Source organism: Microbacterium sp. NPDC055683, assembly GCF_053617895.1.
In genome coordinates this window covers 1-11,679 of sequence record NZ_JBSHGQ010000065.1, presented here as the reverse complement: position 1 = coordinate 11,679, position 11,679 = coordinate 1, and the positions used below count along the sequence as shown (strand labels likewise).

The 11,679-nt window shown below is 72.3% G+C and carries 11 protein-coding genes; 7 read left to right on the top strand and 4 right to left on the bottom strand.

All coding sequences use genetic code 11. The annotated features are described in order from the left end of the window. Together ACWGPF_RS16875 and ACWGPF_RS16870 are read left to right on the top strand one after the other, a co-directional pair. Positions 1–930, top strand: a 930-nt coding sequence (locus tag ACWGPF_RS16875) for a DUF222 domain-containing protein (RefSeq protein ID WP_452333892.1), incomplete at its 5' end; no start/stop codon positions are given. Between the two features lie 179 nt (positions 931–1,109). After that, positions 1,110–1,949: an SDR family oxidoreductase gene (locus tag ACWGPF_RS16870; RefSeq protein ID WP_452333891.1), complete on the top strand. Its 840-nt coding sequence runs from the start codon at positions 1,110–1,112 to the stop codon at positions 1,947–1,949. A 3-nt stretch (positions 1,950–1,952) separates the two neighbouring features. Here the strand turns inward: ACWGPF_RS16870 and ACWGPF_RS16865 are convergent, their stop codons facing one another. After that, complete coding sequence (locus tag ACWGPF_RS16865) at positions 1,953–2,696, bottom strand: phosphotransferase (RefSeq protein WP_452333890.1); 744 nt, start codon at positions 2,694–2,696, stop codon at positions 1,953–1,955. A 21-nt stretch (positions 2,697–2,717) separates the two neighbouring features. Next, positions 2,718–3,380, bottom strand: a complete 663-nt coding sequence (locus ACWGPF_RS16860) for a GntR family transcriptional regulator (RefSeq protein WP_452333889.1) — start codon at positions 3,378–3,380, stop codon at positions 2,718–2,720. A 179-nt stretch (positions 3,381–3,559) separates the two neighbouring features. Here ACWGPF_RS16860 and ACWGPF_RS16855 point away from each other — a divergent pair, with 179 nt between their 5' ends. From ACWGPF_RS16855 to ACWGPF_RS16835, 5 genes are all read left to right on the top strand, one after another. Then, positions 3,560–4,951, top strand: a complete 1,392-nt coding sequence (locus ACWGPF_RS16855) for an MFS transporter (RefSeq protein ID WP_452333888.1) — start codon at positions 3,560–3,562, stop codon at positions 4,949–4,951. A gap of 1 nt (position 4,952) precedes the next feature. Beyond that, positions 4,953–5,630, top strand: coding sequence for an aspartate/glutamate racemase family protein (locus ACWGPF_RS16850; RefSeq protein WP_452333887.1), 678 nt, complete (start codon positions 4,953–4,955; stop codon positions 5,628–5,630). 170 nt (positions 5,631–5,800) lie between these two features. Beyond that, positions 5,801–7,048, top strand: a complete 1,248-nt coding sequence (gene rlmN, locus ACWGPF_RS16845; RefSeq protein WP_452333886.1) for a 23S rRNA (adenine(2503)-C(2))-methyltransferase RlmN — start codon at positions 5,801–5,803, stop codon at positions 7,046–7,048. 19 nt (positions 7,049–7,067) lie between these two features. Further along, the gene (locus ACWGPF_RS16840; RefSeq protein WP_452333885.1) at positions 7,068–8,081 is read left to right on the top strand and encodes an aldo/keto reductase family protein; all 1,014 of its coding nucleotides are present in this window, start codon (positions 7,068–7,070) and stop codon (positions 8,079–8,081) included. A gap of 85 nt (positions 8,082–8,166) precedes the next feature. Further along, entirely contained in the window at positions 8,167–9,096 is a 930-nt protein-coding gene (locus tag ACWGPF_RS16835; RefSeq protein WP_452333884.1) for a cytochrome b/b6 domain-containing protein, read from the top strand. Here ACWGPF_RS16835 and ACWGPF_RS16830 read toward each other — a convergent pair whose 3' ends face one another. Together ACWGPF_RS16830 and ACWGPF_RS16825 are read right to left on the bottom strand one after the other, a co-directional pair. Continuing rightward, positions 9,097–10,368 (bottom strand): ATP-binding protein, encoded by a 1,272-nt coding sequence (locus ACWGPF_RS16830; RefSeq protein ID WP_452333883.1) that lies wholly within the window; start codon positions 10,366–10,368, stop codon positions 9,097–9,099. A 115-nt stretch (positions 10,369–10,483) separates the two neighbouring features. Continuing rightward, positions 10,484–11,596 carry an NAD(P)-binding domain-containing protein gene (locus ACWGPF_RS16825; protein WP_452333882.1) on the bottom strand — a complete coding sequence of 371 codons (1,113 nt, stop codon included), beginning with the start codon at positions 11,594–11,596 and terminating at the stop codon, positions 10,484–10,486. Between the last annotated feature and the right edge of the window lie 83 nt (positions 11,597–11,679).

Here is an 11,679-nt window from a genome sequence, read left to right as displayed (position 1 = left end):
CGCGACGGGATGGGATGGCTGCACGCCTACCTCCCCGCCCTCGTCGGGCACGCGGCCCTGGAACGCCTCCGCGCCCTCGCGTCCGAACTGAAGACCCCCGACACCGACCACACCACCACAGCACCCGGGGACGCGACGGCGGCACCCGCGTCCGCATCCGGAGCGGCGTTCGGGATCACCCCTGACACGACCGACGCCCCCGATACCCCGCCGGTGCGGGACGCGCGCACCGCCGCGCAACGGCAGGCCGACGTGCTCGCCGATCTGCTCCTCGCGGGAGCCCCCACCGCCGGCCCCGACGGCATCCCCACAGGACTGTCCAGCATCCGCGCGCACGTGCAGATCACCATCCCCGCCCGACCTCTCCTCGACACCGTCACCACCCGCCACAACGCCGACGCCGGAACCGACACCCTCCCCGGCCTCGCAGTCCCGCCGGCCTCCCCGCCGCGCGGCGCTCCTCCCGCGCCCTCCTCACCCGACGGCGCCTGGCTCTGCGGACACGGCACGATCCCGATCGTGCACGCCCTCGACCTCGCCGCGAACGCACCCGGATGGGAACGCCTCTTCCACGACGCCGACACCGGCGCCCTCCTCACCGTCGACCACCGGCTCCCCACCACCGCGCAACGCCGCTACCTCAAAGCCCGCGACGAGCACTGCCGCTTCCCCGGCTGCCGCACCCCCATCCGCACCCGCACCACCGACACCGACCACACCCACGACCACCACCACGGCGGCCCCACCTGCATCTGCAACCTCGCCTACCTCTGCGAAAGCCACCACACCCTCAAACACCACTCCGCCTGGACCGTGCACCAGAAACCCGGCGGCATCCTCCACTGGACCTCCCCCACAGGACGCACCTACACCGACACCCCCGCCCCCACCATCCGCTTCACCCCCGACGGCGACCCGCCGCCGTACTGACCCGCCACGATCTGAGAACCGACAGCACCGGCGGGCGGACGGCGATCCGACCCGTTGTGGCCATCCGCCAAGGATGGCGCGGCGCGATGCCCGGACACGGCAGGATGGGCGAGGCACCCGACCGCGGCGACGCCCGGGGCCGGGCGATGCACCCGATGCCGCATGTTCGAAGGAGAACGATGATCCCCGACGGTTCCCTCGCCGGACGCACGATCCTCATGTCCGGCGGCAGCCGTGGGATCGGCCTCGCGATCGCGCTGCGCGCCGCCCGAGACGGCGCGAACATCGCCCTCCTCGCGAAGACCGACACCCCGCATCCCCGGCTCGAGGGGACCATCCACACGGCGGCCGAGGCCATCCGGGAGGCGGGAGGTGAGGCGCTCGCCATCGTCGGCGACGTCCGCGACGACGATGCGATCACCCGAGCCGTGCTCGAGACGGTGGGCGCCTTCGGTGGAATCGACGCCGTCGTCAACAACGCAAGCGTCATCGACCTGTCTGGCTCCGAGGCGCTCCCAGCGAAGAAGTACGACCTCATGCAGGACGTCAACGTGCGCGGCACCTTCATGCTCAGCCGCGCCGCCATCCCGTCCCTCCGCGAGAGCGCGAACCCGCACATCCTCTCCCTGTCGCCGCCCCTCCACACCACCCCGCGATGGCTGGGCGCCCATCCCGGCTACAGCCTCGCCAAGTTCGGGATGACCATGGCGACGCTCGGTCTCGCCGCAGAGCTCGCCGACGCGGGCATCGCCGCCAACGCCCTCTGGCCGAAGACCCTCATCGCCACCGCCGCCGTGCAGAACGTCATCGGCGGAGACGCCATGATGGCCCGCAGCCGCACCCCCGAGATCTACGCCGACGCCGCCCACGCCGTCCTCACGCAGCCGTCCCGATCGCTCACGGGCCAGACCCTGCTCGTCGAGGACGTGCTGGCCGAGATCGGGGTCGACGACCTCGCCCGCTACGCGGCGGTGCCGGGCACGCCCGAAGCCGACCTCATCCCCGACGTCTTCCTCTGACCCTCACGTCGCGTTCCACAGCTCCCGGTAGTAGGCCATCCGGTCGCGATCCGGCTCCACGCCGTACGCCTCGACGAGGGCGTCCTCCCAGCCCGGGCCGTAATTCCACCCCGTGCTCATCGCCGCGACGGCGATGTCGGCCCAGCGGTCGCCGACGCCCAGTGCGCCGAGGTCGACGTGCCCCGACCAGCGCCCGTCGTCGCCGATGAGCGTGTTCGGGCAGCACGCGTCGCCGTGGCAGACGACGAGACGGTCGACAGGTGGAGGTGTGCGCAGTGACTCCGGCACCACGACGCCGCGCGACGCCGCGTTCGCGACGCGCGAGGCGACATCCCACGACCATGGGCACTCGGCGGCGGGTAGCGCGTCGTGCAGCGCACGCAGTCCCTCGCCCACCGCCCGCACCGCCGTCGCGGGGTCGTCGATCCACCGCGGCGCGACGGCGCTCAGACCCGGGATGGCACGGGTCGTCATCCACTCGTGCACGCCGTCCGAACCCTGATCGATGACCGACGGGACCCGCAGCCGGCCCGCCGCCCACGCGAGCCGCTCCGCCTCCGCCGCCATCGACGCCTCCGGGTCGACGGGGCCCCACTTGATGTAGCGCCCGTCGTCGGTGCGGAACGTCAGGCCGCCGAGCGCGTTGACCCACACCGGCTCGAGCGCAGCCCCCGCCGCGAGCTCGCGCACCCGCTGCGGCACGACGACGCCGTCGGGCGAGGGTACGCGCGCCGTCGGGATGCTCATGCCGCCATCCTGCCCGACGAGTCACCCCTCCGCGATGAACCCCGGCACATCGGACAGGGTCGCGATCGTGCGTCGGCGCCCCCACTCGACGTGCGCGTGCGCGAGCGAGCCGGCGAGCTGCGCGTCGCCCTCTCCGATCGCCCTCGCGAGCCGCACATGCTCGTCGTGGCGCACCGAGGGGTCCGTCGACATGTTCGCGATGTTCAGGCGGTTGCTGCGTTCATTGAGCGGGCCCATGGTCGAGATGAACAGCCGGTTGCCCGCGATCGCCTCGATCGCGCCGTGCACCCGCCCGCTCTCGACGTGGAATGTCCGCAGGTCGCGCGCGTCGAGGGCGTCAGAAGCGGCGCCGACGACGGCGAGGAGCGCCGTCGGGTCGGCGCCCGCCGCCACCGCCGTCGCGGCGGTGCGCGCGACGAGCGGCTCGAGCGCCGCGCGGATGTCGTACAGCTCATCGACGTCGCGTCGCGTGATCGTCGTCACGACCGCCGTCTTGCGAGGCGTGACCGATACCAGGCCAGCCAGCTCGAGCGGGCTCATCGCCTCGCGGATCGGCACGCGCGACACGCCCAGCTCGGCGGCCAGGTCGCGTTCGCGGATGGCCTCGCCCGCCGGCAGGCGCCCGTCGAGGATGCGCGCACGCAGTTCCTCGTACACGGCCTGCGCCCGTGTCTTCTCCGCCATCCCCGTCCCTTCGGTCTACCGACCACGCCAGCACGATCCTATCGAGCGCGGCGGCTGCGCGACCGGGTGTCGCGAAACACGGAATTTACGCGGGAGAAACCCCGTCTACGTGTCACCGGCCTACCGTGGACCTCGTCCTTCGGTATACCGAGGCTCCTCCCGCAGACGAAAGGCTTCCCATGTCCACCTCCTCCGACACGGCATCGAAGTCCGTGCTCAGCGAGCAGATCGAGAGCGCATACGCGCGCATCGGCGTCACGAGCGCGCACATCGGCATCGTCGCGATGATCCTGTTCGGCGTCTTCTTCGACGCCATCGAGCAGAACACAGTCGGCATCGCCGGCCCTCTCCTCTCCGCGGACTGGGGCATCGGGGGAGCGCAGCTCGGCCTGCTCAACACCGCCACCTTCACGGCCGTCGCCCTCGGCCGTGTGCTCGCCGGCGTCGTCATGGACCGCATCGGCCGCCGCACCCTCCTGGGCGCCAACCTCCTCGTCTTCGCGATCGGATCGCTGCTCTGCGCGCTCGCGCCGACCTACGAGGTGCTCGTCGCCGCGCGATTCCTCGTCGGGCTCGGCCTCGGCGGTGAGATCGCGACCGCCGTCATCATGCTCTCGGAGTTCTTCTCTGCGAAGCACCGCGGCACGGCCGTCGGCCTCATCAACGTCGCCGCCGCGGGCCTCGGCAACATGCTCGCGCCGCTCTTCGGCGTCATCGTGTTCGCGGCGTTCTCGGGCGACGACGCGTGGCGCTGGCTGTTCGGCCTGCTCGTGCTGCCCGCGCTGGCGGTGGTGGTATACCGACGCACGCTGCCCGAGACGCCGCGCTACCTCGCGGCCCGCGGCCGCGTGGCCGAGGCGAACATCGTCATCAACCGCCTCGCGCAGCGCCGCCTGCGCGGCAGCCTCGACGCCGAGGTCGCGTACCTCGACGCGACGGCCTCGGGCGATGCGCCCGCCGCCCGGCCGGCACGGTGGACGGAGCTCTTCTCCGCGCGCTATCGCCGCACGACGATCTCGCTCGGCGTCGCGGTCTGCATGTCGTACGCGGCCCAGATCTCGATGCTCACACTCATCCCGCTCATCCTCACCGACCGCGGCTTCGACATCACGAGCGCCCTCTGGTACACCCTCGTGATGCAGTCGGGCTCGCTCGTCGGCGCGCTCACCGCGGCGCTCGTCGCCCGCCGCCTGCCCCGGAAGCTCACGCTGACCGCGGCCGCCGTGCTCGGCATCGGCGCCGGCCTCGGCTTCGGCTTCCTCGGCAGCACCGTGGCGCTCGTGCTCCTGTTCGGCGCGCTGTTCAACTTCGCGGTGATCGTGCTCAACACGACAATCTGGCTCTTCGCGCCCGAGCAGTACCCGACGCGCATCCGCGGTCTCGGCACCTCCGTCATCCTCGCTCTCGGGTCGCTGTCGGGTGGGCTTTTCCCGCTCGCCGCGGGCGCCGTGCTCGACGCCGCCGGCGTCGGCGGGATGTTCGCACTGCTCGCCGGGCTGTTCGCGATCTGCGCGATCGCCGTGCAGTTTCCGCGTGAGACCGTCGGGCGTCCCATGGTGGAGGACGACTGACGTGCCCGGCGCTCCGCTCGCGCTGCTCATCGTCAACCCCAACACGAACGACGACACGACGCGGCTGCTCGTCGCCACAGCAAGCGCGGCGGCGGGGCCGGGCGTCGAGGTGGCGGGCGCCACGGCAGCGCGCGGCCCGCGGATGATCACCGATCCGCAGGCGCTCGCGGCGGCCGCTCCGCACGTGGCCGGTGCCGCGGTCGAGGCGATGCGGCGGCAGCGAGTCGACGCCGTCGTGGTCGGCGCCTACGGCGACCCGGGGCTCGCAGAGACCGCTGCGGCCACGGGCGTGCCCGTCGTCGGCATCGGCGGGGCCTCGGTGCGGGCCGCGGCCCGCGGCGGCCGCCGGTTCGCGATCGCGACGACGACGGGGCGCCTCACCGGCGCGCTGCACGACCTCGTCGAGCGCAACGGGCTGCTCGACCGGTACATCGGCTGCTACCTCACGGCGTCGCCCCCCGAGCGGCTCGACGACGCGGAGCGGCTCGTCGACGAGCTGAGGGCCGCCTGCCGCCGCGCCCAGGCAGACGGGGCCGAGGCGGTCGTCATCGGCGGAGGCCCGCTGAGCGCCGCCGCCGAGACCCTCACCCGAGAGCTCGGCGACGAGCTGCCGATCATCGAGCCGGTGAAGGAGGCGGTCGCCGCCGCTCTCGCCGCCCTTGTGCCAACCGCCATCTGAGACGGGGACACGCCGCAGGAGATCCGCGCCGCCCGAGCGGGAAGCCCGCGTGATTGCGCCGTCGAGCCGCATGCCGGGCTCCGGATCTCCTGCGATGTGTCCGGCGGCTGGCGGCTCGGAACCCGTGGAGACCAGGCGCTTCGCAGGCCCGAAGCCCTACCCTGGAGAGCATGACCGAGAGCGAGCGACCCGCCCCGACGCGCCCGACGAGCACCGGCGTGCGCCAGGTGCGCCCGCGCACGGAGGGCTGGCAGCAGCAGAAGGATGACTCGGGCCGCCCGCTGCTGCAGTTCGCGAGCCCCAAGCGCGGGAAGCCGCCCGTGCACCTCGCCGACCTCGCACCCGAGGAGCGCACCGCGAAGCTCAAGGAGCTGGGTCTTCCCGGCTTCCGCGCGAAGCAGCTCGCGAAGCACTACTTCACGCACCACACGAGCGATGCAGCCGACATGACCGACCTTCCCGCCGCAGGGCGCGAGGAGCTCGTCGCGGGCCTGCTCCCTCCGCTCCTCACCGAGGTGCGCCGGCTGCAGACCGATGGCGGCGACACGATCAAGTTCCTCTGGAAGCTGCACGACGGCGCGCTCGTCGAGTCGGTGCTCATGCGCTACCCCGGCCGCATCACGCTGTGCGTGTCGTCGCAGGCGGGCTGCGGCATGAACTGCCCGTTCTGCGCGACCGGGCAGGCGGGCCTCACGCGCAACATGTCGGCGGCGGAGATCGTCGACCAGGTCGTGCGCGCCAACGCCCTCATCGCGCGCGGCGAGCTCGGGGGCAAGAAGTCGGATGACCACAGCGCGGAGCGCGTGTCGAACATCGTCTTCATGGGGATGGGCGAGCCCCTCGCCAACTACAACCGCGTCATGCAGGCCGTGCGCGTCATGGTCGACAAGAAGGAGGGCCTCGGGATGAGCGCCCGCGGCATCACGGTGTCGACCGTGGGTCTCGTGCCGGCCATCCGCAAGCTCGCCGACGAGGACATCCCCGTCACCTTCGCGCTGTCGCTGCACGCGCCCGACGACGAGCTGCGCGACGAGCTCATCCCCGTCAACTCGCGCTGGAAGGTCGACGAGGCGCTCGACGCGGCTCGCGCCTACTTCGACAAGACGGGCCGCCGCGTGTCGATCGAGTACGCCCTCATCCGCGACATGAACGACCACCCGTGGCGCGCCGACCTGCTCGCCGAGAAGCTCAACGCGCGCGGGCGCGGCTGGGTGCACGTGAACCCGATCCCGCTCAACCCGACGCCGGGATCGGTGTGGGACGCGTCGCCGCGCTCGGCCCAGCTCGAGTTCGTGCGCCGCCTCAACGACGCGGGCGTGCCCACGACCATCCGCGACACCCGCGGCAAGGAGATCGACGGCGCGTGCGGCCAGCTCGTCGCGACCGAAGAGGACGAGGTCGCGGCCGCCACCGCCTGAGCGCCGATAGCGTGGACCCATGGTCAACTATCGCTACCTCGGCAACAGCGGCTTCAAGGTCTCCGAGATCACCTACGGCAACTGGGTGACCCACGCCTCGCAGGTCGAGAACGACGCGGCGATCGCCACCGTGCACGCCGCCCTCGACGCCGGCATCACGACGTTCGACACCGCCGACACGTACGCCAACACGGCCGCGGAGGAGGTGCTCGCCGAGGCGCTGAAGGGCCAGCGGCGCGAGAGCCTCGAGATCTTCACGAAGGTCTACTTCCCGATCGGCCCGAAGGGCCCCAACGACACCGGGCTCAGCCGCAAGCACATCCGCGACGGCATCGAGGGATCGCTGCGTCGGCTGGGCGTCGACTACGTCGACCTCTACCAGGCACACCGCTACGACCACGAGACGCCGCTCGAGGAGACGATGCAGGCGTTCGCCGACATCGTCCGTCAGGGCAAGGCGCTCTACATCGGCGTCTCCGAGTGGACGGCCGAGCAGCTGCGAGAAGGTCACGCCCTCGCGACGCAGCTCGGCTTCCAGCTCGTGTCGAACCAGCCGCAGTACTCCATGCTCCACCGCGTCATCGAGGGCAGGGTGGTGCCGGCGAGCGAGGAGCTCGGCATCTCGCAGATCGTGTGGTCGCCCATGGCCCAGGGTGTGCTGAGCGGCAAGTACGTGCCCGGCCAGCCCGTGCCGGCGGGCAGCCGCGCGACCGACGAGAAGAGCGGAGCCGGATTCATCCAGCGCTTCCTCGCCGACGACACCCTCACGGCCGTGCAGAAGCTCAAGCCCATCGCCTCCGACCTCGGGCTCACCATGCCGCAGCTCGCGATCGCCTGGGTGCTGCAGAACCCCAACGTGGCGGCCGCGCTCGTGGGGGCGTCGCGCCCCGAGCAGCTCGCGGACACCGTCAAGGCGTCGGGTGTCGTCATCGAGGCCGATGCGCTCGCCGCGATCGACGCGGCCCTCGCGGGCGTCGTGAACGACGACCCCGAGGACACCTACGGCGTCTCGCCGACGACGCGTCTCGTCTGACGCGCAGCGCCCCCGGGCCCGCGCTCGGGGGCGCTGTGTTTCGCCGGGTTTCCGGATGTGACGACCCGATTGGCATGATCGTCTGGTGACGTCCCCCCGCCCCCGCACGCCCCGGACCGAGACGCCCTGGCCCCGTGCGCTCGCGTATCTCCTCGGCGCCGCGTCGCTCCCGATCCTCGGCCTCATGGCGGTCTCCGCCGCACGATGGCTCCTGAGCTCCGGGCCCGTCGCCGACCTCGTCGCCGCCTACCCCGGGACGTCCACCCTCCCCGAGGTCACGACCCCGGGAATCCCCGCGTGGGTGTCGTGGACGCACTTCCTCAACGCGTTCTTCCTCGTGCTCATCATCCGGTCGGGGCTGCGCGTGCGGAACGAGAAGGTCGCCGGCGGCCTGTGGTCGTCGAAGAGGGTCAAGAAGCGGCGCATGAGCCTCGCTCTGTGGGGTCACATCGCCGTCGACGTGCTGTGGCTCGCGAACGGCGTCGTCTTCGTCGTGCTCCTGTTCGCCACGGGCCACTGGGGGCGCATCGTCCCGACGAGCTGGGACGTCTTCCCGAACGCGCTCTCCGCCTTCCTCCAGTACGTGTCGCTCGACTGGCCCGTCCACGACGGCTGGACGCACTACAACGCGCTGCAGCAGCTGAGCTACTTCGCCATCGTGTTCCTCGCGGCTCCCGTCGCCGCACTCACGGGGTTCCGCCTCAGCGCCTTCTGGCCGCGTCAGAACGAGAGGGTGAGCCGGGTCTTCCCCGAGAAGCTCGCGAAGAGCCTGCACTGGCCGACCATGCTGTTCTTCGTCGCCTTCGTGATCGTGCACGTCGGCCTCGTCCTGACGACGGGGCTGCGCCGCAACCTCAACACGATGTACGCCGGCAACGACGGCGACGGATGGCTCGGGGCCCTCGTCTTCCTGGGCTCGCTCGTCGCGCTCGCGGCGGGCTGGGTCGCCATCCGCCGCGACCGCTGGATCGCGGCCGTGGCGAAGCGCTTCGGCGACGTGCGCCTGCGGAAGTAGCTACAGCCTCGCGAGCGTGCGCACGTCGTCGCGGAACTCGCGCGCCGTCTCCTCGGAGACGGTCGCACGCGTCGCCCGGAGCGCGGCGAGGTAGTCCGCCGTCGCGAGGGGCGCCTCGTCGCCGCCCTTGAGCGCACGGGCGAGCGCCTCCTGCGATGCGCGACGCGCGGCGTACTCGATGTCGGCGGGTGTGAGCCCCTCGCTCGACTCCACGAGCGCGTCGAAGTCGAGCCCCTCGGCCACGGGCCGCGGAACGTAGCGGCGCCAGATCGCGCGCCGCGCCTCGGCGTCGGGCAGGCCGATCGGGATGACGTAGTCGAAGCGGCCGTGCCGCAGGAACGCCGCGTCGAGTGCGCGCACGAAGTTCGTCGCGCAGACGAGCAGCCGGCCCTCGCGTTCGCGGAACTCCGCGACGAGCTTGAGGAGCTCGTTCGTCACGCCCTGCATGGGCGAGGGCGGCTCGCCGCCGCGCCGGGCCGCGATCTCCTCCACCTCGTCGATGAACACGACCGCGTGCTCCAGCTCGCCGATGACCTCGAACGTCGAGCGCAGCGCGGCCGCGAGACCTCCCGGCTCGCCGGAGAGCCGCGAGGGGAACAGCTCCACGAACGGCCAGTCGAGCCGGGAGGCGACGGCCTTCGCGAACGTCGTCTTGCCTGTGCCGGGAGGCCCGAACAGCATGACGGCGCGCGGGGGCACGACGCCGTACCGGTCGGCGAGGTCGGGGCGCGAGAGCGGCACGACGAGCCGCTCCTCGAGCAGGTCCTTCTCGAGCTGCATGCCGCTCACGGCATCCCACAGGTGCCGCGGGAGGATGCGCCCGCCGACGTCCTTCAGCAGATCGAGCTCGCGGCGCTGGACGGGCATCTGCCGCTCGAGATAGCGCAGCTGCGTGCGCGCCTCGAAGCCGTTGGCCGTCAGCCCGTCGACGGCGCCCGCCCGGTCGGCGACGAGGATCGAGAGCTTGCCGAGGCCGAGCGGAGCCATCCGGCGCTCGAGCGCGTCGAGGAGGCCCGCTTCGACGCGGTCGTCGCGCTCGTGGGGGCTCACCCCGAAGAACACGACCCAACCCTGCGCGTGCGCGGCCCGGCCGACGGCGGCTCCGACGATCTCGTCGTCGCGGACGGCCACGACGGCGTGATCGGCCTGGCACGAGGCGATCACCTCGGACAGGGCGTAGACGGGGGAGTCGGCGCGGGCGACGTCCTCCCAGAGGCGGACGATCCCGTCGAGGTCGTCGTCGTGGAAGTCGCGGATGCGGGTACGGCTCATGATGCCTCCTGGCGGCAGGTCGCTCCGAGGGGAGCGGCGGAAGGGTGCCGGCAGGGATGGTGCCGCGTCGATGCGGTCCCGGGTGCGGGACGGTACGGAAAGGGTACCGGATGGCTCAGGCCGCGTCGCGCTCGGCGGTCATCTCGGCGACGATGGTGCGCACGGCATCGCGCCCCGCCCGGTTCGCGCCGACGGTCGATGCCGAGGGGCCGTAGCCGAGGAGGAAGAGGCGCGGCTCGTCGAGCGCGCGTCCGTGGGAGGCGCGGATGCCGCCCTCGGGGGTCCGCAGCCGCAGGGGGGCGAGGTGCCGGAGCGCGGGTCGGAAGCCCGTCGCCCACAGGATGGCGTCGGCCGCGACGAACGAGCCGTCGGCCATCCGCACGCCGTCCTCCTCGATCGACGTGAACATCGGATGGCGCACGAGCACACCGCGCTCGCGGGCGGCGAGCGCCCACGGCGTCCAGTGCATGCCGGTCACGGAGATGACGCTGCCGGGCGGGAGGCCGCGGCTCACCCGCTCCTCGACGCCCGCGATCGCCGCGATGCGCGCGGACTCGTCGAACGCCGCGTCGGTCCACTCGGGCTCGCGCCGCGTCATCCACACGGTCTCGGCGACGTGCGAGATCTCCTCGAGCAGCTGCACGGCGGAGATGCCGGCGCCGACGACGATGACGCGCTGCCCTGCGAACGCGTCGGCCGAGACGTAGTCGGCGACGTGCAGCTGGCGTCCCCGGAATCGCTCCTGGCCGGGGAGGCGGGGGACGAACGGCTGCGTCCACGTGCCCGTCGCGTTGACGACGTAGCGCGCCGCCCACTGACCCTCCGACCCTGCCCCCTCCGACCCTGCCCCCTCTGACGTCTCGACGACGAGGCGCTCGCCGCCCGCGCGGCGCACGGCGCGCACCGAGACGGGGCGGCGCACGCGCAGGTCGAACATCTCCTCGTACTCGGCGAAGTACGCCGGCAGGACGACGCGGCTCGCGCCGGCCGGGTCGGCCGGCGGCACGGGATGGCCGGGGAGCTCGTGGATGCCGTTCACGGTGCCCATCCGGAGGGACTCCCAGCGGTGCTGCCACGCGCCGCCCGGCGCCGCGTTCGCATCGAGGACGACGAACGTCGACCCTGCCGTCGCCTCGTCGACGGGCGAGAACCCGCGACGCCGCAGATGGTACGCCGCCGAGAGGCCGGCCTGACCGGCCCCGATCACGAGCACATCGACGGGGGTCACGGTGAGATCAACCCCGCGCGAGCACGCGACATTCCATTCGCGTGAATGAGCACGGCGACGAGGAAGGGGCCGCCGTCGCGACT